Consider the following 22,083-nt stretch of genomic DNA (forward strand, 5'->3'; position numbering starts at 1 on the left):
GAACTCTTCCCGAGTTATTGGACAGGATGGTTGAATCGTATAATTACCTTCTGGCGAAAAAGGCAGCCGTGGGCCCGGCTGCATTTTAGCACTAGTATACCACAGGAAATAGACGGAAATACAGCGCTTCTTAGGATGGCCATTCCGGCTTGAACATAATTTTTTGTCCAGGAGCGTAGCGAGGATTCAGGTAGTCCTGCGGATTGGGGCTAATCAGGCGAATGATTTTGCCTTCGTATGCGCCAGTCGGCTCGATGAGCATGGTCATCTCTCCAAAAGACAGCTCACGAATCTCCTGTTTCTCCATCTGTTCGTGGTTCTGAAAGATCAGCTCCATGGGAACGATTGAGTAGATGATCATTGCAGCACACCCTCTTCCGAACGGGCTTTTTCGATCAGTTCGTTGAGCTTTTTCAATGCCTTGCCCAATCCGCCTACTTCGTCAATCAGCCCGTATTTGACTGCATCCGCTCCAATCACGTTGGTTCCGATATCGCGGGTAAGCTCGCCCGTACGCAGCATCAGTTCCTTAAATTTTTCTTCCGTGATTTTGGAGTGGCGGGCGATGAAGTTGACCACTCGATCCTGCATCTTGTCCAGATACTCGAACGTTTGCGGCACCCCGATGACCAGACCGGTTAACCGGATCGGGTGGATGGTCATCGTAGCGGTTTCGGCAATGAACGAATAGTCCCCGCTGACAGCGATCGGCACGCCGATACTGTGCCCGCCGCCCAATACCAGCGTAACGACCGGCTTGGAAAGGGAAGCCACCATTTCAGCAATCGCCAGTCCAGCCTCTACATCGCCGCCTACTGTATTGAGGATCACAAGTATGCCTTCGATCTTGCTGTTCTGCTCGGCAGCGACGAGCTGTGGAATGATGTGTTCGTACTTGGTTGTTTTGTTCTGGGGCGGCAGTTGGATGTGCCCTTCCACCTGCCCGATAATGGTGAGGCAGTAAATATTGCTCTCCAGTTGCGGCACATTGGTTTGGCCCAGCTGGGTAATGGTATCGAGAATCCGTTTTTTTGAATCGTCGGGGCCAGGCGTCTCTGCAGGTGTTCCAGGCGCGGTTTGGGGCGGGTCCGGCTGTACGGGCTCTTCCTGATTGTTGTTGACAAACGGCGGTCTGTTTAAAAAGTCTCTGTATCCATTCGGCATAGGCTATCCTCCTACTTAGTGGCGAAACTGCGTCGATTTGCATCCTTGCGAAGCCACATCCAGGTGCCCGCAGGGTGCTACTTAGTGGCGAAACTGCGTCAATTTGCATCACTCTCCTGGTTAGTATGAGTTGAGGAAGGGAAAATGATGCACAGCTGGAAAAGAAAGAAAGGCAGCGATTGTCTCGCTGCCTTTCCGTATTCCCTAGACTTCCATAATGATCGGGAGGATCATCGGTCTGCGACGCGTTTGTTCGTACAAGAAGCGTCCCAGGGCGTCCTTTACGTTGTTTTTCAAGGACGACCACTCGTTTACATTTTCTTCCATGCATTTGATAAGTGTTTGGGTTACGATGCGATTCGCCTCGTCCAGCAGTTCTTCTGATTCCCGCACGTAGACAAACCCGCGGGAAATGATGTCAGGACCAGATAAAATCGTGCCATTTTGTTTGCTGAGTGTAACAACAACTACCAGTATGCCATCTTGCGAAAGCAGTTTGCGGTCCCGCAACACGATGTTTCCTACGTCACCGACGCCCAAGCCGTCAATCAGTACGTTGCCTGCGTGGACTTTCGGGCCAAATCGTGCTTTTCCACCGGAGATTTCCACAGTGTCGCCGTTGTCCAGAAGGAAGATGTTTTCCGGCGGTATCCCAACCTGTTCGGCCAGAATGCCGTGCATGCGAAGCATCCGGTATTCACCGTGAATGGGGATAAAGTACTTCGGTTTCATCAGGTTGAGCATCAACCGCAGTTCTTCCTGGCTGCCGTGACCGGACACGTGAACGGTACCATTGGGGCCGTGTCCTCCGTAGATGACTTCAGCACCGATGCGATACAACTGATCGATGGTGCGAGCGACGTACTTTTCGTTGCCCGGGATGGGTGTAGCTGCGATGATAACAGTATCTCCTGGAAGGATGTCAATTTTCCGATGGGCGGATCGGGCCATCCGGGTGAGCGCAGACATCGGCTCCCCTTGACTTCCAGTAGACAGAATGACGACTTTTTCAGCCGGGAGCTTGTTTACCTCGTCCGGCTCGACAATCAAGCCGTTGGGAACGTTCAGATAACCCAAGTCCATGCTGATCGAAATGACGTTTTGCATGCTGCGTCCGACGACCGTCACCTTTCGGTTAAACTCCACGGCAGCGTCGATCACCTGCTGAATACGGTGGACGTTTGACGCGAAGGTGGAGACAACAATCCGTCCAGACGATTTACTGAATACGTCCTTGATTGCGACTCCCACGGAGCGCTCAGAACCGGTAAAGCCAGGGCGCTCGGAGTTGGTGCTGTCCGACAGCAAGCAGAGCACGCCGCGCTCTCCTATCATGGCCATTTTGCCGAGGTCAGCGGTCTGGTTGTTGACCGGTGTTTGGTCAAACTTAAAGTCACCGGTGTGGACGATATAGCCCTCCGGTGTTTCCAGACAAACTCCGACGCAGTCCGGTATACTGTGGTTTACGCGGAAAAACGTAGCCTTCATTTTTCCCAGTGCGATTTCGGAGTCGCTGTTGATCAGAACGCGCTTGGTATCGCTTAGGATACCCGCTTCTTTCAATTTTGCTTCAATGAGTCCCAGGGTGAGTTTGGTTGCGTATACGGGCACATTCAAGTGTTTCAACACATAGCTTAGGCCGCCGATGTGATCCTCGTGTCCGTGCGTAATAATGATGCCGCGAACCTTATCGCGGTTTTCCTCCAGGTACGTGATGTCCGGAATCACCATGTCAATTCCCAGCATTTCCTCTTCAGGGAATTTCAAACCGGCATCAATGACAACAATATCGTCGTCACACTGCACCACGTACATGTTTTTCCCAATTTCGCCAACTCCGCCCAGGGCGAAAATGAGAATCGAATGTTGAGATTTTGCCAAAACTTGTAACCTCCTATATTTAGTTGTCCGTTACACTCATAAAAAACCGCCCCAAATCACTTAGTCTCATTATACCCGATTGGAAAATAGGAAAACAAGTAAGAAAACCCAGCAGGTTCATTCCTGCCTCACCGCCTGCAGTTCCAAAAACAAAAGAGCCATCGGGTGATGGCTCTTTTTCTGAAAAGATCATGATGGCAGCAGTGAATGAACAAACGCTTTCTCTTGCTCGTTCAGCGCGACGAGCGGCAGCCGTACGCCTCCAACAGACACGCCCAGTTTCTCCAAAGCCGCTTTGGTAGGCGTCGGGCTGGGATATGCAAACAGGCCTTCAAACACAGGAATCAGCTTTCGGTGCAAAGCGGCAGCTTCCGCGTTCCTGCCTGCGAAGAATGCATTCATCATTTCCGTCATTTGCCGTCCTGCCACATGGCTGGCTACACTTACGATTCCGACCCCACCGATGGAGAGAACCGGCAGCGTCAAGGCGTCGTCGCCGCTGTACAGCTCAAACCCCTCCGGCGCGTGCTCAATAATTTGGGCCATTTGTGCCAGATTGCCGGATGCTTCCTTGATGCAGACGACGTTTGGAATCCGGGCAAGGCGGAGAGTCGTCTCTGCAGTCATGTTCACTGCGGTGCGACCTGGTACATTGTACAGCATAACCGGAAGACTGGTTGCTTCAGCGAGCGCTTTGAAATGCTGATACAACCCTTCCTGTGACGGACGACTGTAGTATGGAGCCACCAGCATGACCGCATCCACGCCAATTTTTTCGGCCGCTTGCGTGAACTCAATGCTTGCAGCCGTATCGTTGCTTCCGGTTCCCGCGATAATGTGGCATTTCCCTTTGGCATACGCCACGACGTGCTTGAACAACTCAAGCTTTTCCGTCTTGGAAAGCGTCGGGGATTCCCCTGTAGTGCCGCTCACGACGAGCGCTTCCGTCCCGGTTGCCAACAGATGGTCGATGAGCCGCTCCGTTTTTGCGAAATCGATTTGAAGCTGCTCGTCAAAAGGGGTTACCATCGCGGTAACCAAACGACCAAATCGTGCCATTGCCTATCCATCTCCTCTACATGTGTGAACTGCTTATGTGCGGCTTGTGTGCAACTGGAACTGCTGATGCAAGGCACGTACCGCCCGAACCATGTCCGTTTCGTGCACAAGCACCCAAATGGTGGTGTGCGAGTCGGCTGATTGTAGGATTTGAATATCTTGTTGCGTCAATGCCTCCACAATTTGGGCCATGACGCCGGGAACCCCGGTCATGCCTGCTCCGATTACGGAGACTTTCGCACAATGCGGCAGCAGCTGGGGTTCATATCCCATCTCGGTGAGAATTTGCGCTGCCTTTTCCCCCATTTGGTCATGCACGGTATAGGCGACTCCCAACGGATTGACGCTGATAAAATCCACGCTGATGTCGTTGTTGGCCATCGCTTTGAATACCTGCAATTGCGTGTCGTATTGGCCCTCTTTGTTCAGCACCTTGATTTGCGTGATATTCGGCACATGGGCAATCCCCATGATCAGTCGGTCCTGGACATCATAGCCCATCTTGCCGATTTCCATCAAGGTGGTCACAAGCGTACCCGGGTCGTCGGAAAATGTGGAGCGGACACGAATCGGCACATTCGTTTGCATGGCGATCTCAACTGCACGCGGATGGATCACTTTTGCGCCGAGATGGGCCATGTTGCAGATCTCCGTATAGGTGACGGTGGTGAGCGGCTGGGCCTCCTCTACAATCCGTGGGTCAGCGGTCATGATGCCGTTTACGTCGGTAAAAATATCGACCATTTCGGCCTGCAGCGCCACGCCCAATGCCGTAGCAGTGGTATCGCTGCCTCCCCGCCCCAGCGTCGTTATTTCCCAGTCGGCTGTGCGTCCTTGAAAGCCCGGAACAATCACAACGTTGCCCGCTTCCAGTTCCTGTCGAATCCGCTTGGGATCGATGCTCATGATCTGGGCGTTGGTAAAGTCCCCCGTCGTGATGATGTTCGCCTGCCCTCCCGTGAGAATGGTAGACGGGATCCCCCGGGCGTTCAGCATACTGCACATCACGGTTGCGGAAATGATTTCCCCCGTATGCATGAGCAAATCCGTCTCCCGATTCGGCAGACGGTTTCCGTTGTTGCGAATTAATTGTAAGAGAGTGTCGGTTGCGTACGGGTCTCCTTTTCGTCCCATCGCAGACACGACCACGACCAGGGCGTAGCCTTCTGCCAACGCCCTTTCTATATGTGTGATTGCGCGCAGTCGGCAATCTTCTGTTGTCAGTGAGGAGCCACCGAACTTTTGGACGAGAATTCTCACAGACCTCTCTCCTATGAATTAGCTTTGATGAGTTCCTCTGCAATTTGTACGGTATTCCACGCAGCGCCTTTCAAGAGGTTGTCAGATACAATCCACATGTGAAGTCCGCGTGGATGGTGCAGGTCGCGACGGACGCGTCCTACGAATACATCCAGCTTGCCAGCAGAGTCCGTCGCAAGCGGATATCGCTGTTCCTCCGGCGAGTCAACGAGAACCACGCCTGGCGCTTGCTCCAGCAGAGCTTTCACTTCCGCCAAATCGTATTCCTGTTTTAGTTCCACATAAACGGCCTCGCTGTGCCCGTAAACGACCGGGATGCGCACGCAGGTGGCGGAAACAAGTACATTCTCGTCACCCAAAATCTTTTTCGTCTCGTTTACCATCTTCATCTCTTCATAGGTAAACCCGTTGTCGGTGAACACGTCAATTTGCGGGATGGCATTGAAGGCAATCTGGTGGTGAACCGGCAGTTTTCCGACCGGAAGCACCTTGCACTGCGGTTCTTTTCCGTCCAGAACGTCACGTGACTGCGTCAACAGTTCCTCGATCGCGGACGCACCGGCACCGGATACCGCCTGATAGGTTGAAACGATGATGCGGTCTATGCCGTAACGATCATACAAGGGTTTCAAAGCAGCAACCATCTGAATGGTGGAGCAGTTCGGGTTGGCGATGATGCCCTTGTGCTTGAAGGCAGCATCCATGTTTACTTCCGGAACCACGAGCGGGACATCCGGGTCCATGCGGTATGCACTGGTATTGTCAATGACCACTGCACCGTGCGCGACTGCGTGTTTTGCCAACTCCTTGCTGACCGCGCCGCCTGCACTGAACAGGGCAAAATGCACGCCGGCGAAACTCTCCGGTTTGGCCTCTTCGATGACAACTTCCTGTCCCTTAAACATGACCTTCTTGCCCGCGGAACGACCGGACGCAAGCAGCTTGAGCTGGTTGATCGGGAAGTCACGCTGTTCCAAAAGTGAAATCATCTGCTGTCCGACTGCACCGGTCGCACCGACTACAGCCACATTGTACTTCAGTTGGTTCTCCATCTTTTTACCCCTCCAGAACGCGAATGAGCGTGATTTAGTAATTGAATCTTTCTATTAGCAAGGGTTGCAATTGTCTGCCTTCTAACGCAGCTTCACAGGTTTCCTTGAGCAATTCCATACGTGCGACGAGCGAATTCGGTTTTTTATCCGGAGCATCCTGCCCAAACGGGACGAAGTAAATGTTTTTGGATGCGAGCAGTTTCGCGATGTTGGCAGCGTTGAGCCCCAAGCCGTCGTTGGTGGAAATGGCGATAACCACCGGGCGCAGGTTGCGCATTGTCGCTTTCGCCGCCATCAGTACGGGACTGTCGGTAATGGCGTTGGCCAGACGGCTGGTCGTACTCCCTGTACACGGTGCGATCACCATTGCATCAAGGAGCTTGGAAGGTCCCAAAGGCTCTGCTTCCGGAATGGTCGTGATCAACTTTTCGCCCGTGATGTCCACCAACTGCTTTTGCCAACCCTCGGAGGTTCCGAATCGGGTGTCCGTGGTCAGGATGGTATTGGTGACGATGGGAATGACCCGGGCGCCGGCATCTATCAGCCGCTTGATCTGCGGCATTGTCTCCTCAAAGGTACAGTGCGACCCTGACAAGCCAAATCCAATGGTTTTTCCCTGCAAATCACTCATGTTGACTCCCCCTGGTGATGGATTGTTCGGCAATGAGACGAGACAGCGTATGGGCCAAAATCTGACCTGCTGTTTTCGGTGCGACAATACCAGGTAATCCGGGAGCGAGGATTGCTTTGATGCCTCGTCTTTCGGCATAGCGGAAATCTGTGCCGCCTGGCTTGGAGGCCAGGTCGAGAATGAAGGCAGACTGCTGCATTTGGGCGATCACTTCTGCAGTGAGTATCAGTTTTGGAATGGTATTGAAGATAAAATCCGCATTGCTCACCTGCTGCTTGACTTCGCTTATATGAAAGGGAGTAAGTCCCATCTCATAAACGCGTGCTAAGTGTTCCTGACGCCTCGCTCCTACCCTCACGCGTGCTCCTAATGCGTGCAAAGCGCGAGCCATGGACATGCCTGTCCGTCCCAACCCGAGCACGATTGCCTGTGACCCGTGGATCGTAATATCCGTATTTTGAATCGCCATCATCAACGCGCCCTCTACTGTGGGAATGGAGTTGTATATGGCCACATCATCACGATCTAACAGTTCCACCAGCGAAATTTGCTTCGCGGCAAACAGGTTTTTCAGGTAGGGTTTTGCCATGCCTGTATAGACGACACAGTGCTTTTGCAAACTGGCCGCGTGTTCTTCCACCAGTTGCAACGGCTTGGAGCAGAAAATGCTTTCGACGTAGCCCCTGTCATCGGAACCGACTATGGGAAGGATGAGAGCATCGGCGTCTTTCAACACGTCGCATGTTAATGGTTTTTTCGTTGCCCCTGTGAAAATACTCTCCAGGTTGTCAAAGCCAATCAACGTAACGCTTGCATCCAGCTGGATACACTTCTTGATGACTTCCAACTGTCGAGCGTCTCCGCCGATTAAGGCAACATGTATCCCCGTTAGCATGCTGCGTTCCCCTTTCCACACATTTTACTGCATTAAACAATCGAAACGCAAAGGTTTTTCCGTGTGAAAAAGAGTACGGAAATCGTTGCGGTCTACCCCCATCCTATTCGGTTACCAAAAGTTCGGTGACTGCGGCTTACTCCTGCTGGACCTTCACACTCTCCTTGTTCATCTGGATGATCATCATGTCCGGACCGACTTTCACGATGGCGTCCCAGGGGATGACGATCTCTTCCCGCCGTTTCCCGAAGCGAAACAGATTGCCGCCCGGCAAGATGATGGACGTGATTTCACCTGTAGCGGGGTTGATCTCCAGATCGGCATCCCCTACAACTCCTATGCGTTCCCCATTGTCCAATCCGATGATTTCCTTTCCGCCCAGATCGCTTAATCGCATAACCCTTCCTCCTTGTTAACCCGTAGTGGCGATACGATGTGATTTGTCCCGATTACCTGAAGAATACGCAAAAAAACCGGCGGAATGCCGGATTTTTCTACTTGACGAGCACGTCGCTTTTTACGTTGTCGGGGAACTGTTCCAATGGACTAACCATCGCAAGCGCCAACTTGGAGCGGAACAACTGCTGTGCGACCGACAGGACGGATTCGTGGGTAACGCGATCAATTTTGGCGATGATCTCATCCAGACTCAGATGGCGTCCCAGCAGCAGTTCATTTTTGCCGAGGCGGCTCATCCGGCTGTTGGTGCTCTCCAGGCTGAGCATCAGGCTGCCTTTCAGCTGTTCCTTGCCCTTTTTCAGCTCCTTGTCGGTGATGCCTCGCTCGGACAAGTCAAAGAGGACGTTGGTTACGATGTCGAACACCTGCCCGACGTGTTCCGGTGCCGTGCCGGTGTAGACACAAAACGTTCCCGCTTCCTTGTAGGACGAATGGTAGGAATACACGGAATACGCCAGCCCCCGCTCTTCGCGAATTTCCTGGAACAGGCGGGAACTCATGCTGCCTCCCAGGATGTTGTTCAGCAAAATGAGGGAGTACACGTCCTCGTGCCCAACGTGAAAGCCCGGCAGGGACATGCACACGTGAGCCTGTTCCGTCGTCTTGTGCTGCGCGATCGTATTGGCAACAAAGGCGGGCTTCGTCACCTCCAGAGTCTGCTCTTTGCGTTGAAACGCCGAGAAGCGGCGCTTAATCTCTTCAATCAAACCGTCATCGAAGTTGCCTGCGACGGTAATGACGGTATTGGACGGCAAATAACGATCTTCGATGTACGCGATCAGGTCATCCCGCTTCAGACTGCGAAGCACGTCCTCCGTACCGAGAATGGAGTATCCCAGAGGATGATCTGCGTAGCACGCGCGGGCGATCAAATCATGAACGAGGTCGTCCGGCGTGTCTTCGTACATGCTGATCTCCTCAATTACGACGTTTTTCTCCTTCTCCAACTCTTCCTCGTCGAAGACGGAGTGAAAAAACATGTCGGACAGCACGTCGAGCGCAATCGGAGCGTGTTGGTCAAGCACTCGTGCGTAGTAGCAGGTGTATTCCTTGGAAGTAAAAGCGTTGACGTTGCCGCCGATTTCGTCGAACGTCTCGGCAATCTCTTTCGCCGAACGGGTCGTTGTTCCCTTGAAGAACATGTGCTCCAAAAAGTGGGAAATTCCGTTGTTGCGTTCGTTTTCATATTTCGAACCGGTCCCGACCCAGATGCCGAGTGCAACGGATCGAACGGAAGGGATCTTTTCCGTTACGATGCGCAGACCGTTTTCGCACGTATGTCGTTGAATCACAGAAATCCTCCTCGGTTGTTCTTCTGTAAGAAAACCTCCCAGGCAAAAGCTATGATCAACCCACTCGGCAATACCTAGCGCTGTGCTGAGTGGGAACCCTTGCTCCGCCGGGCGGGGCCCCGAACCTTTGCTAAGGGGCTGATTCTCTAGTAAACACGTCTAACTATAGCAAAATTCCCCTGTCTCCACAACAAGATTGATAGCCACCGATGGGCTGGTTACGGGAGTCGCCTGCTGGAAATGACCTCCGATACCGTCGTAGGCTTCAGTCCTTTTTGTTTCGCAAGCCGAATCAACTGACTCAATGCTTCTGCCGAGGGAGCGGTCGGGTGCATCAGTACGAGTACGCCGTTTCCCATTTTCGGTTCGATGCGATGGATCAACGTCTGAACCGAGGGCTTCCTCCAGTCTACCGTATCGGCTGTCCATAGAATCGTCTTCATGCCGAATTCGCTTTGGGAGATGTTCACCACCGCTTGATTAAAAGCGCCTGACGGAGGTGCGAACAAAGTTGGCTTGATCCCGAGAGTCTTCTCGATGACTTGTTGCGTACGTCCAATTTCCTGGCGGATGCGGCTTTCTCCGAGCTTGCTCATGTCGGGATGAGAGTATGCGTGATTGCCGATTTCATGGCCGCGATCGGCAATTTTTTTGGCCAAATCGGGATACCGTTTCACCCACGATCCGTCGAGAAAAAAGGTTGTCTTCACCTGATAGCGGTCCATCGTGTCCAGGATCATGTCCAGATATTCGTTGCCCCATGCCACGTTGATCATGAAGGAAATGGCAGGCTTCTGCGGGTTGCCCTGGCGGATGGGATACCGGCCCAGCGTCTCCACACTTACGGCCGGAGGGACTTCCCGGTATATGAGCAGCTCCGGTGAGGGGCTTTCTGCTTCTTGCAGTTTCCTAAGCGACGCTTCCACATCCACGATACGCCCGTTATAACCGGGGATCGCCGCTTTCCAGACCGGATCGAGACGAGCATCGATCGGCGCCTGCTCCCGTCCTTGTTTCCACTCCTCGATTTGTCGTCGCAACGCTTCGTCATCATGAACGGGACGGTCTACTTTCTCTGTCTGGTATTTTACAACCTCAATGTAATGCTCAACCGGCTGGGAGTTTATCAGATAGACAAGAATCAGTGCACAGATGATAACCAACAAGTACCGGATCCCCGTTCGCTTTTTCATACTGCCAACCCTTTCTTGCACGATCTCCCACTGCATGCGAAGGTGCTCTTTGTCCAATGTATGAACGAAGCAGAAAGGTTAGAAGGCAAAAAGAAAAAGCTTGCGTACGCGAAGTATCCTTCGAGTAACGAAGCCTTTTGCTGCAATTCTTATTCAGTCTGTGCGGCAGCACCCTGGGCCGCGGCTGCCTGCTCTTTCAGAACCGCTTTGCGGGAGAGGTTAATCCGTCCTTGCTCATCGATTTCCGTTACCTTGACCATGATCTTGTCGCCGATCTTGACCACATCTTCCGTCTTGGCCACGCGCTCCTCTGCGAGCTGGGAGATGTGGCAGAGACCTTCCTTGCCGGCAAACAATTCAATGAAGGCACCGTATTTTTCGATGCGTTTCACCGTGCCGAGGTACGTTTGTCCCACAGCCACCTCGCGAACCAGATCCTCGATAATCTGCTTGGCGCGCATGTTCGCATCATGGTTAACGGAAGCGATGTAGATGCGGCCGTCTTGTTCAATATCGATTTTGACACCGGTCTCTTCGATGATCTTGTTGATGACGCGTCCCTGCGGTCCAATGACGTCTCGGATTTTCTCCGGATTGATCGTCATGGTGGTAATCTTCGGCGCGTACGGCGACAGCTCCTTGCGTGGTGCGGAGATGGTTTCCATCATGTGCTTCAGAATGGTCATGCGACCTTCTTTCGCCTGTGCCAACGCCTGCTCGAGAATTTCCCGGTTGATCCCGGCAATTTTGATATCCATCTGAATGGCAGTCACGCCCTTCTCGGTACCGGCCACTTTAAAGTCCATGTCACCGAGATGGTCTTCCATTCCCTGGATGTCCGTCAGGATGGAGAACGTCTTGCCGTCCGTATCCATGATCAGGCCCATGGCAATCCCCGCTACCGGAGCAAGAATCGGCACGCCTGCGTCCATCAGGGCAAGCACGCTGGCGCAGATGGAAGCCTGAGAGGTAGAGCCGTTGGATTCAATCACCTCGGAAACCAGACGAATGGTGTACGGAAAATCGCTTTCCGACGGAATGATTGGTTCAATGGCACGTTCGCCCAACGCCCCGTGACCGATTTCGCGTCGTCCCGGCGGGCGGAGCGGTCGAGCTTCCCCGACGCTGTACGGCGGGAAGTTATAGTGGTGCATGAACCGCTTGGATTCCTCCAGACCGAGACCGTCGAGAATCTGCACGTCGCCGAGAGCGCCAAGCGTACATACACTGAGCGCCTGTGTTTGTCCTCGCGTAAACAGGCCGGAACCGTGAGTACGCGGCAGAACGCCTACTTCGCTGGAGAGCGGTCGGATTTCGTTCAACGCTCGTCCGTCTGGGCGGATTTTCTCATGGGTGATCAGTCGGCGAACTTCTTCCTTGACAATGTTGTACAGCACTTCGTCGATCATCGATTCCTGCGCTGCATAGTTCTCGCCGAGCTGCTCCTGGAAGTATTCCTTCGCCTCTTTTTTCACAGCGTCGATGGCATCGGCGCGAGCCTGTTTCTCCTCAATACGGATTGCCTCGCGTAGCTTGGCGTCTGCGTAATCACGTACGGCCCGATCAATTTCGGGATCAACTTCATGCAGCACCACTTCCATTTTCGGCTTGCCGATTTCGGCCACGATCGTATTTTGGAAGTCGACGAGCTGCTGGATGACTTGATGGCCGGTCATGATCGCTTCCAGCATCACTTCTTCCGGCACCTGATTGGCCCCCGCCTCGACCATGTTGATGGCAGTACGGGTACCGGCTACAACCAGATGAATATCGCTCTTTTCGATCTGCTCAACAGTCGGATTGATGACAAACTGGCCGTCAATTCGACCGACGATGACTCCGGCAATCGGGCCGCCAAACGGAATTTCCGACACGCACAGGGCTGCCGAGGTACCGATCATCGCTGCGATTTCCGGAGAGCAGTCCTGGTCAACGGACAGAACGGTGTTGACCACCTGTACATCGTTGCGAAAACCCTCCGGAAACAACGGCCGGATCGGGCGGTCAATCAGACGGCTGGCGAGAATCGCCTTTTCACTGGGACGACCTTCCCGTTTGATAAAACCGCCAGGGATTTTCCCAACGGCGTAGAGGCGTTCTTCGTAGTTTACCGTAAGCGGGAAAAAATCCAGCGGTTTGGGTTCTTTCGAAACTGTCACTGCGGACAGAATGGCTGTTTCTCCGTAACGAACCAAGACCGATCCTTGCGCCTGTTTTGCCATTTTGCCAAACTCGAGCGTCAATTTGCGGCCTGCCAGTTCGAACTCATATGTACGGAATTGTTGCTCCATGTTACTAGCAGTCCTCCTTCAGGGCATATGTACGTACACATTCTTTTTCTACCTGTGTGTATTATTTCCTGCCATCGACAAAATTAAATAGGCTGCATAAATAATGAAAAAAGCGGGAATGTCCCGCTTTTTCACCAAGTTGCCGATTAGCGACGCAGACCAAGACGGTCAACAAGCGCACGGTAGCGCTGAACGTCGGTCTCTTTCAGGTAGTTCAACAGGTTACGGCGTTGACCTACCATCTTCAACAGACCACGACGGCTGTGGTGGTCTTTCTTGTGAGTGCGCAGATGCGCGTTCAGGTTGTTGATGTTCTCAGTCAAGATAGCGATTTGTACCTCTGGAGAACCCGTATCGTTGTCATGCGTACGGTACTCTTGAATCAGTTGAGTTTTACGTTCTTGAGACAGTGCCATCATGACTCACCTCCTTTTCATAATCCCCATCAGCCGAGTCTGCCGTCGGTGAGTGTCGGTCAGCCAAGCTGCGGTTTTTCTAAACAACATCTCGAATTATAGCACACGAGATGGGGAAAAGCAAAGAATCTTCTTCGGATCTAATAGGAGCCGGAGGCAAATTTTTTCCTTGCCGTTTCCACGTCTTTATGGATTTGAGCAATCAGTGCGTCAACGCCTGAGAATTTCTGTTCGTCCCGGATGAAAAAGAGAAACTCCACCTGTACCTCTTTGCCGTAAATCTCTTGCTGAAAGTCAAACACGTGGACCTCCAGCGACTTTTCCTTTTTCTCCAGTTCAAACGTCGGTTTGATCCCTACGTTCATGACTCCGAAATAGCTTTTTCCATCTACCTGAAAACGAACTCCGTATACGCCGTTTTTTCCGATCAAATACGGTTTTGTTATCTGCACGTTGGCGGTGGGAAAACCGATCGTCCGTCCCCGTTTGTCACCGTGAACCACTATCCCTTTTATCTTGTACGGTCTGCCCAGCAGATGGCGCGTTTGTTCCACGTCTCCGTGATGCAGGTATTCGCGAATAATGGTGCTGCTTACCTTTTCGCCCAAGCGGTTGACCGGACCGACGATATCCAGGCTGTATCGGCCCTTGCTCATTGCCTGAAGGGTTTGCGCCGTTCCCAGGCCGCGATAGCCAAAGGTAAAATCAAAGCCGACCACCACGTGCCTGCACTGCAGCGGCAGCAGACACTCCTCAATAAAATCTTCCGGATAAACAGAGGAAAACGGAATGTCAAATCTCATCACGTAGACGAGATCCACCCCCAGTTTGTCCAGCTGCTCCAGCTTGTCTTCCAGCGGGGTGAGGTATCTCGTGTAACCGGTCTGTCCCAGCACCTCCCTGGGGTGCGGATCGAACGTCATGACCGCGCTTTTCCAGCCTTTTGCTTTGGCTGCATCAATCGCTTTTTGAATCACTCGGCGATGACCGATGTGTACGCCGTCGAAATACCCGATGGCTATGGAGCAGGGATATGGCTCCAGCTCATGCGGCAGGGGATAGGTCAAATGTATCGTTCTCACGTTCCCACCTCAAACGGAAAAAACTTTTTCAGCTTTGGCGTAGGGGCCTTTGGGGCCGTAACAGACGCGATGGATGCCAAGCAGCTGTCCTTCGGAAAAGAGGCAGATGAGACTGCCTTCTTCCAAACTGACGCCCGGCAGCGCGGTCTCCAATCCGTTCAACACTGCTTTTTTGCGCTCGGGGGCGATCTCATACCGAGGCAAAAAGGAAAGGGCTCGCGGGATCGAAAGCAAAAAAGCGTTCGGGTCAGCGCCCTGCGCCAGTCTTTCCTCCAACTCTGCCAGCGGGATGGCATCCGCCAATGTAAACGGTCCGCTCTTCACCCGTACCAACTGTGCCATATGGGCAGGATATCCCAAGGCGCGTCCCAGGTCAACACATAATGTGCGGACATAGGTGCCCTTGGAACACGTACAGGCAAACGAAATCCTCACAGTGTCGCCGGTCGCTTCAATGGCATGCAGGGTCAGATCGTAGATGGTGACGCGACGCCCTTTTCGCTCTACCACGAGGCCTTCCCTGGCAAGATCGTACAGCCTCTTTCCGTTTACCTTGACGGCGGAGTACATGGGAGGAACCTGTTCCATTTCTCCAAGAAATTGCTGAAACACCGATCGGATACGTTCCTCGGTGATCGTCGAAGCGTCCACCGTTTTTGACTCTAGCACCTCGCCCGTAGCATCCTCCGTCGTCGTCGACACACCCAGCGTCATGACCACTTCGTAGGTCTTGGGCAAATCCTGTATGTACTCGACCAAACGGGTGGCATGCCCCAGACAGATGGGCAGCACGCCTGTTACCTCGGGATCAAGCGTACCTGTATGCCCGACTTTTTTCGTGCCAAAGAGACGACGGACCCGGGCCACACAATCGTGCGAGGTCATTCCTGCCGGTTTTTGCAGCACAAGTACGCCGTTGATATTACTCATCGGCAGACACTCCCAGCGCGTCGTTCAGCCTGGCAAACACCCGCTGTTCCACTTCAGCCAGTTCACCTTTGATTGTACACCCAGCTGCCTTGGCATGCCCGCCGCCGCCGAGGCTTTTGGCGATGCGGGAAACGTCCACGAAACTGCGCGCACGCAAACTCACCTTGACGATGCCCGGCACCGTCTCTACAAAAGAAAGGCCCACTTCAACCCCTTCAATGTTGCGCGCGTAATTGACCAGTCCGCTGGCATCCTCCGAACTCGCTCCCGTATCCGCCAGATCGTCATGGGTAACCCGCAGGGAAGCCACAAGATTGTTGTGAGTCAGTCGAAGCGACTGCAGGGAGCGGCGCAAAATCTGGACGTGTTCCAGAGTGATCTCCTCCAGGCAGCGCTCCGCGATCTCACCCGGTTTGACGCCGTAGCGAAGCATTTTGGCCGCAATCTCCATCACATTGGGCGAGGTGTTGGAGTAGCGGAATCCGCCCGTGTCGGTCAACAGCCCGGTGTATATGCACATGGCGAGCTCCTTCGTGAAGCCAAAACCGCCGGCTTCCATCAGCTCAAACATGATTTCCGCGGTCGCAGCGGCATCCGTTCGAATTACGTTGATATGCCCGAAGCTGTCGTTGGTGGGATGGTGATCGATGTTCAGCAGGATCGCATCGGGTGCGAACAGATGGCGCACGCCGCCCATCCGCAGGGAGTCGGCAGCGTCTACGGCGATCACCGCAGAGAAGCTCTCATCCAGCTGATCTGTCGCGAGATTCCGAATTTGCTCAAAGCGCGGGAGAAACCCAAACTTGGACGGTGTCTCTCCTTCGTTGACGATTACGTATGTTTTCCTAAGTTCTTCCAGCATTAGCGCCGCAGCCAATGCCGAGCTGGTTGTATCCCCGTCCGGATTGACGTGGGAAATGATCAGGAAGCGGTCGTGATCCCGCATGAAACGGGCGGCTTCCTCCAGTGAACGGCGGTAATCACTCATGTTTGCTTTCCCCTTCGGTGGAGATTTCGCGCAGGATGGTTTCAATCTTGTTGCCGTAGTCAATGGACTGATCAAGTTTGAACACAAAGTCCGGCACGTGGCGCAGCTTCACCCGTTTGCCAATCTCCGAACGCAAAAAGCCTTTCGCTTTCTGCAGGCCAGAGAGCGATGCTTGCCGCTGTTCTTCACTGCCGAACACGCTGATAAACACTTTTGCCAATTGAAGATCACTGGTTACTTCCACCGCGGTCACAGTGACAAAGCCGATCCGCGGATCTTTCATCTCGCGCTGAAGGAGGATGCTCAGTTCTTTCTTGATTTCTTCCCCGACTCGGCTAATTCGTGTCTTGTTCATGCTCATTGAATTCACCTCCACTCAACAGCCTTAGTCGTAGTATTCCGTATCGGCATGAATCAACTCCACGCCGGGATGGTTTTCCACCAGACGGATCGCAGACTGCAGAACATTTTCCAAAAAAGAAGCTTTATTAGCAACGGCAGCGATACCCAGAACGGTACGCTGCCACTGCTCATGGTAGGCCATCTCCGCTGCGGACACGTTGAACTTGTTCCGCAGCTTCTCAAGAATGCTTTTCACGATGGCCCGTTTCTCTTTTAAATTCTGGCAGGCGGGCAGAAACAGCTCGATGCGCGCCCCCGCCATCATTACGCTTTCACTTCCACCATGACAAAGGCTTCGATGATGTCACCTTGTTTAATATCGTTGAAACGCTCCAGCGTAATACCGCACTCGTAACCGGCGGCTACCTCTTTTACGTCGTCCTTGAAGCGCTTCAGGGTGTCCAGTTTACCTTCGTAGATGACAACCCCGTCGCGAATCAGGCGTGCACCGGCATCGCGGGTCAGTTTGCCTTCTGTGACATAGCAGCCCGCAATGTTCCCCACTTTGGAAATCTTGAACACTTCGCGGATTTCCGCCTGTCCGATGATGGATTCCTTGAACACCGGATCAAGCATGCCCTTGAGCGCAGCTTCGATTTCTTCGATTACATTGTAGATCACGCGATGCAGGCGGATATCAATCTTCTCTTGTTCGGCCATGTTGCGGGCATTTGGCTCAGGACGAACGTTGAAGCCGATGATAATCGCGTTGGACGCGTTTGCCAGGGTAACGTCCGATTCGGTAATGGCTCCGACGCCTGTGTGAATAATCTTCACGCGGGTACCATTGACGTCGATTTTCTCCAAAGAGCCGCGGAGCGCTTCGACAGAACCCTGCACGTCCCCTTTGACGATCAGGTTCAGTTCCTTCACTTCGCCTTCCTGAATGTGCTGGAACAAGTCGTCGAGAGAGACTCGAGTATTGGCGCGGCGTTCCGATTCGCGCTGTTTCGCCGCGCGCGCTTCCCCGATGGCGCGGGCTTTTTTCTCGTCTTCAAAGACCATGAACTGGTCGCCTGCCTGCGGAACGTCGTTGAGACCGGTAATTTCCACCGGAGTGGACGGACCTGCTTCTTTCAAACGACGTCCCTTGTCGTTCACCATCGCACGAATGCGACCGTATGCGGAACCGACGACGATCGGGTCTCCTACTTTCAGCGTGCCGTGTTGAACCAGGACGGTTGCGACCGGACCGCGTCCCTTGTCAAGCTCTGCCTCCACGACAGTACCGCGAGCGCGCTTGTTCGGGTTGGCTTTCAGTTCTTGAACCTCTGACACCAGCAAGATGTACTCCAGCAGCTCCTCGATCCCTGTACGCTGTTTTGCCGACACCGGGCAGAAGATCGTATCACCGCCCCATTCCTCGGCAACCAGCTCATACTCGGTCAGTTCCTGCTTGATTCGATCGATGTTTGCTTCCGGTTTGTCGATTTTGTTCACAGCGACAATAATCGGTACCTTGGCCGCTTTGGCATGACTGATGGCCTCTACGGTTTGCGGCATGACCCCGTCATCGGCCGCCACAACCAGGATGGTAATGTCGGTAATTTGCGCGCCGCGCGCACGCATGGTCGTGAAGGCAGCGTGGCCAGGCGTATCCAGGAAGGTAATTTTCTTCCCTTTGATCTCCACCTGGTATGCACCGATGTGCTGGGTAATTCCCCCTGCCTCGCCAGCGACGACGTTCGTCGAGCGGATAGCGTCAAGCAGCGTGGTTTTTCCGTGGTCGACGTGACCCATGATGGTAACGACCGGCGGACGCTCTACCAGATCGGCCGGGTTATCCACCTCTTCAATGGTCTCGAAGTTGGTTTCGTCGATGACGATCTTTTCTTCGACTTGAACATTGTACTCAGAGCAGATGAGCTCGATGGCATCGCGGTCAAGGTCCTGGTTAATCGTGGCCATGATGCCCAAATTAAACAACTTTTTGATGATTTCGGCCGGTTCTTTGCGCAGTTTTTTCGCCAGTTCGCCAACGGTAAGCGATTCGGTAAAGGTAATTTTGGACGGCGGCTCCGGAGCGGGTCGCTGAGGCTCACGCTGGCCGAATTTGCGGTTGTTGTCCGGGCGTTTGTTGTTTCCTTTAAACGGCTGGTTCTTTTTGTTCTCTTCGAAGGTTTTCTTGCCGCCCGGTGCCTTCTTGATCTTCTCGCGCTTCTCCAGGGCTACCTTGCCTGGAATTTTCACCTTGTCTTCGAAATCGTCTCCAGTTGTGCGCACATCATCCTGTGCTTCCACGACCGCTGGCTCTTGGTTGTTTACCGACTGTTTACGATCGAATGGTTTTGATTGACTTCTCATATCGTTTGGTTTTCGCTCCTGATTCTTCCCCTGATTTTTTCCCTGTGGCGAGCGCTGTTGATCCGGTCGGTTGCCTTGCGGGCGGTTGCCTTGCGGGCGATTCCCTTGCGGCTGATTGCCTTGCGGGCGATTCCCTTGCGGCTGATTGCCTTGCGGGCGATTGCCGCTGCGCTCAAACGGGCGATCGTTTTTTCGAGGCTGCTGTTGTTGTCTGTTAGGCTGTTGCTGTGCTTTTGCCTCTTCCGTCTGACGTCTTGGTTCTCCCGTCTCCGGTTGTTTAGCCTTAGGTTCGGCTTGCTGGACTGCCGGTTTTTCCGGCTTGCCGCTTGCGCGAAGCTTTGCCATATGCTGTTCAATTTTTTGAATCATATCCTCGTCCATGATGCTCATATGGTTTGCTACTTCTATGTTCAAACGTTTTAGCAGATTGAGGATTTCCTTGCTGCTCATATTGTGCTGTTTTGCATATTCATACACTCGTGTCTTCATAAATTCACCCCTTAGGAAATAGGTGTGAGCAGGTGCTGAATGCTTTCCGCCATCTTGCTGTCCGTGATAGCCAGGGTGACGCGGGAATCTTTTCCGATGGCGCGGCCCAGTTCAAACCGATCGGCTACGGCGTAGCAGGGAACACCGTAGTGCCTGCACTTGTCCGTTACCTTTTTCGTCGTGTTGGCGGAAGCGTCGGCCGCAAGCAGCACGAGCTTGGCTTGCCCGCTTCGCACGGCTCCCACAACGAGTTCTTCGCCCGTAACCACCTTTCGGGCACGCATCGCAAGTCCCAGCATTTGCGCCACTTTGGGGATCATTGTCCCATCATCTCCAACCATTGGTTGCGAAAAGCGTCGTACTTCTCCTGAGATATCGTCATGTTCAACGAACGTTCCAGCACTTTCTTCCACTTACCGGCAGCAAATGTGTCCGGTTTCATACAGGACTCCTGCTTGCATACGTACGTTCCTCGGCCTGCTGCTCTGCCCGTTGGATCAATTACGATCTCCTCTTCCGGCGTCCGGACGACGCGAATCAATTCTTTTTTGGGAAACATTCCTTGGCAGACGATGCACTTACGCAAAGGAATCTTTTTTTGCTTCATGCCTGATCCACGTCCGTATCCAATTCTTTCGGATATGCGATGCCTTCCTGTTCTGCCTGGCTTTCGCTCTTGATGTCGATTTTCCAGCCGGTCAGTTTGGCTGCGAGACGGGCATTTTGACCGCGTTTGCCGATTGCAAGGGACAATTGGTAATCCGGCACAATGACGCGGGTCACTTTTTCCGCCGCGTTCACTTCGACGTGCAGGACTTTCGACGGACTGAGCGCGTTGGCCACATATTCTGCCGGATCTTCCGACCAGCGGACAATGTCAATTTTTTCACCTTTCAGCTCGTTGACAATCGTCTGCACGCGCATTCCTTTCGGCCCGACGCACGCCCCCACCGGATCGACGTCCGGATTGATGGAATGCACCGCTATTTTGGAACGATCTCCCGCTTCGCGAGCGACAGATTTGATTTCCACTACACCATCGTAGATTTCCGGCACTTCCAGTTCGAACAAGCGTTTCAACAAGCCGGGATGAGTGCGGGATACAATGATCTGAGGCCCTTTCGTCGTCTTCTCCACTTTGATGATATAGGCTTTAATGCGATCCTGCGGCTTGAAGTCATCGGTCGGCATTTTTTCGGTGATGGGCATGACGGCTTCCACTTTTCCCAAATCAATGTAGTAATTGCGGACGTCCATGCGCTGAACCACACCTGTGATGATGTCGTCTTCTCGTTCAATGAACTCGCTGTAGATCAAGCCCCGCTCCGCTTCACGGATACGCTGGGTGACCACCTGTTTGGCAGTCTGCGCTGCGATGCGCCCGAAATCACGCGGCGTCACTTCAATTTCTACAATGTCGTCAAGACGGAAGTTGGGGTCGATCTCTTGAGCCGCTTCCAGCGAAATTTCCAGACGCGGATCCAGCACTTCCTCTACCACGGTTTTGCGCGCATAGACACGCACCTGTCCAGTGTGGCGGTTCACGTCTACGCGAACGTTTTGCGCGGAGTTGAAGTTCCGCTTGTATCCGGAGATCAATGCCGCCTCGATGGCTTCGATCAACACTTCCTTGGTAATTCCTTTTTCACGTTCAATGGCTTCCAGTGCCTCAATAAAATCGGCGTTCATTTTTTCGTTGCCTCCTCCTTTCAATACAAAAAGCAAAAACGTCTAGACTAGAACACAATCGCCATGCGGGCAGTGTCGATTTGGTCAAGAGAGATGACGTACGTCTTTTTCGACTCCTGCACAGTCAGCTTGCCTTCCTCAAATGAGGTCAGCTCGCCCTCAAACACGGAGGCACCATCCAGAGGTTCCTTCGTGGTGATATGTACATGTTTGCCCACGGCTTTGCGAAAATCGCTCTCTTTGCGCAAAGGGCGCTCCGCACCCGGCGAAGAGACTTCCAGGAAGTAAGCGGTCGGAATGGGATCCACCTCGTCCAGCTTCTGGCTCAAACGCTCGCTGACCTGTCCGCAGTCGTCGATGTCGATGCTCCCCGTCTCATTGTCAATGAAAATACGGAGAAACCAGTTGCTGCCCTCTTTCTTGTACTCGATGTCGACCAGTTCCAAACCCATTTCGTCTAGGATGGGCGTGACCAGTTCTGTCACGATTTGCGCTACCTTGCTCAATCAAGAACCTCCCCTTCAATGTATCCTGCGGTTCAGCCAGAAAGAAAGAGTGGGTTTCCCCACTCTCATCCGCTTCGCGTATAACCAGTATTTCCAAAAA

The 22,083-nt window shown here is 53.2% G+C and carries 23 protein-coding genes; all 23 read right to left on the reverse strand.

Annotation, left to right across the window (positions count from 1 at the left end; genetic code table 11):
* Nucleotides 1–130 precede the first annotated feature (130 nt).
* The 23 genes from ACE99V_RS01105 to rimP all read right to left on the reverse strand — a co-directional run bounded on the left by ACE99V_RS01105 (nt 131) and on the right by rimP (nt 21,983).
* Complete coding sequence (locus ACE99V_RS01105; protein WP_400489113.1) at nt 131–361, reverse strand: YlzJ-like family protein; 231 nt, start codon at nt 359–361, stop codon at nt 131–133.
* Entirely contained in the window at nt 358–1,164 is an 807-nt protein-coding gene (locus ACE99V_RS01110) for a ClpP family protease (RefSeq protein ID WP_400489114.1), read from the reverse strand. Before ACE99V_RS01110 ends, ACE99V_RS01105 begins: the two co-directional genes overlap by 4 nt.
* A gap of 204 nt (nt 1,165–1,368) precedes the next feature.
* Complete coding sequence (locus ACE99V_RS01115; protein WP_400489115.1) at nt 1,369–3,045, reverse strand: ribonuclease J; 1,677 nt, start codon at nt 3,043–3,045, stop codon at nt 1,369–1,371.
* A 189-nt stretch (nt 3,046–3,234) separates the two neighbouring features.
* Nucleotides 3,235–4,104 (reverse strand): 4-hydroxy-tetrahydrodipicolinate synthase, encoded by an 870-nt coding sequence (dapA, locus tag ACE99V_RS01120; RefSeq protein ID WP_400489116.1) that lies wholly within the window; start codon nt 4,102–4,104, stop codon nt 3,235–3,237.
* A 33-nt stretch (nt 4,105–4,137) separates the two neighbouring features.
* Entirely contained in the window at nt 4,138–5,364 is a 1,227-nt protein-coding gene (gene dapG, locus ACE99V_RS01125) for an aspartate kinase (RefSeq protein WP_400489117.1), read from the reverse strand.
* Nucleotides 5,365–5,375: 11 nt separating this feature from the next.
* On the reverse strand, nt 5,376–6,416 hold the full coding sequence (locus ACE99V_RS01130; RefSeq protein ID WP_400489118.1) for an aspartate-semialdehyde dehydrogenase: 1,041 nt from the start codon (nt 6,414–6,416) through the stop codon (nt 5,376–5,378).
* A gap of 34 nt (nt 6,417–6,450) precedes the next feature.
* A complete protein-coding gene (locus tag ACE99V_RS01135; RefSeq protein ID WP_400489119.1) occupies nt 6,451–7,047 on the reverse strand; it encodes a dipicolinate synthase subunit B in 597 nt (198 codons plus the stop codon).
* The gene (gene dpsA, locus ACE99V_RS01140) at nt 7,040–7,942 is read right to left on the reverse strand and encodes a dipicolinate synthase subunit DpsA (protein ID WP_400489120.1); all 903 of its coding nucleotides are present in this window, start codon (nt 7,940–7,942) and stop codon (nt 7,040–7,042) included. Before dpsA ends, ACE99V_RS01135 begins: the two co-directional genes overlap by 8 nt.
* 136 nt (nt 7,943–8,078) lie before the next feature.
* Nucleotides 8,079–8,339: a YlmC/YmxH family sporulation protein gene (locus ACE99V_RS01145; RefSeq protein ID WP_400489121.1), complete on the reverse strand. Its 261-nt coding sequence runs from the start codon at nt 8,337–8,339 to the stop codon at nt 8,079–8,081.
* A 97-nt stretch (nt 8,340–8,436) separates the two neighbouring features.
* On the reverse strand, nt 8,437–9,693 hold the full coding sequence (locus tag ACE99V_RS01150) for a M16 family metallopeptidase (protein WP_400489122.1): 1,257 nt from the start codon (nt 9,691–9,693) through the stop codon (nt 8,437–8,439).
* A gap of 218 nt (nt 9,694–9,911) precedes the next feature.
* Entirely contained in the window at nt 9,912–10,886 is a 975-nt protein-coding gene (locus ACE99V_RS01155; protein WP_400489123.1) for a polysaccharide deacetylase family protein, read from the reverse strand.
* Between the two features lie 149 nt (nt 10,887–11,035).
* Nucleotides 11,036–13,177, reverse strand: coding sequence for a polyribonucleotide nucleotidyltransferase (pnp, locus tag ACE99V_RS01160; protein ID WP_400489124.1), 2,142 nt, complete (start codon nt 13,175–13,177; stop codon nt 11,036–11,038).
* A gap of 146 nt (nt 13,178–13,323) precedes the next feature.
* Nucleotides 13,324–13,593 (reverse strand): 30S ribosomal protein S15, encoded by a 270-nt coding sequence (gene rpsO / locus ACE99V_RS01165; protein ID WP_400489235.1) that lies wholly within the window; start codon nt 13,591–13,593, stop codon nt 13,324–13,326.
* Between the two features lie 140 nt (nt 13,594–13,733).
* A complete protein-coding gene (locus ACE99V_RS01170; RefSeq protein WP_400489125.1) occupies nt 13,734–14,675 on the reverse strand; it encodes a bifunctional riboflavin kinase/FAD synthetase in 942 nt (313 codons plus the stop codon).
* A 9-nt stretch (nt 14,676–14,684) separates the two neighbouring features.
* The gene (gene truB, locus ACE99V_RS01175; RefSeq protein WP_400489126.1) at nt 14,685–15,605 is read right to left on the reverse strand and encodes a tRNA pseudouridine(55) synthase TruB; all 921 of its coding nucleotides are present in this window, start codon (nt 15,603–15,605) and stop codon (nt 14,685–14,687) included.
* A complete protein-coding gene (locus ACE99V_RS01180) occupies nt 15,598–16,593 on the reverse strand; it encodes a DHH family phosphoesterase (protein WP_400489127.1) in 996 nt (331 codons plus the stop codon). The genes truB and ACE99V_RS01180 overlap by 8 nt, the downstream gene beginning before the upstream one ends.
* The gene (rbfA, locus tag ACE99V_RS01185; RefSeq protein WP_400489236.1) at nt 16,586–16,948 is read right to left on the reverse strand and encodes a 30S ribosome-binding factor RbfA; all 363 of its coding nucleotides are present in this window, start codon (nt 16,946–16,948) and stop codon (nt 16,586–16,588) included. Before rbfA ends, ACE99V_RS01180 begins: the two co-directional genes overlap by 8 nt.
* 30 nt (nt 16,949–16,978) lie before the next feature.
* Nucleotides 16,979–17,260: a DUF503 domain-containing protein gene (locus ACE99V_RS01190; RefSeq protein WP_400489128.1), complete on the reverse strand. Its 282-nt coding sequence runs from the start codon at nt 17,258–17,260 to the stop codon at nt 16,979–16,981.
* Nucleotides 17,260–19,788: a translation initiation factor IF-2 gene (infB, locus tag ACE99V_RS01195; protein WP_400489129.1), complete on the reverse strand. Its 2,529-nt coding sequence runs from the start codon at nt 19,786–19,788 to the stop codon at nt 17,260–17,262. The genes ACE99V_RS01190 and infB overlap by 1 nt, the downstream gene beginning before the upstream one ends.
* 11 nt (nt 19,789–19,799) lie before the next feature.
* Nucleotides 19,800–20,108 carry a YlxQ family RNA-binding protein gene (locus tag ACE99V_RS01200; protein ID WP_400489130.1) on the reverse strand — a complete coding sequence of 103 codons (309 nt, stop codon included), beginning with the start codon at nt 20,106–20,108 and terminating at the stop codon, nt 19,800–19,802.
* The gene (gene rnpM, locus ACE99V_RS01205; RefSeq protein ID WP_400489131.1) at nt 20,105–20,395 is read right to left on the reverse strand and encodes an RNase P modulator RnpM; all 291 of its coding nucleotides are present in this window, start codon (nt 20,393–20,395) and stop codon (nt 20,105–20,107) included. Before rnpM ends, ACE99V_RS01200 begins: the two co-directional genes overlap by 4 nt.
* Entirely contained in the window at nt 20,392–21,477 is a 1,086-nt protein-coding gene (gene nusA / locus ACE99V_RS01210; RefSeq protein WP_400489132.1) for a transcription termination factor NusA, read from the reverse strand. Before nusA ends, rnpM begins: the two co-directional genes overlap by 4 nt.
* Before the next feature lie 47 nt (nt 21,478–21,524).
* Nucleotides 21,525–21,983: a ribosome maturation factor RimP gene (rimP, locus tag ACE99V_RS01215; RefSeq protein ID WP_400489133.1), complete on the reverse strand. Its 459-nt coding sequence runs from the start codon at nt 21,981–21,983 to the stop codon at nt 21,525–21,527.
* Nucleotides 21,984–22,083 lie beyond the last annotated feature (100 nt).

The organism is Brevibacillus soli (assembly GCF_044759095.2).
GTDB lineage: Bacteria > Bacillota > Bacilli > Brevibacillales > Brevibacillaceae > JBIYSM02.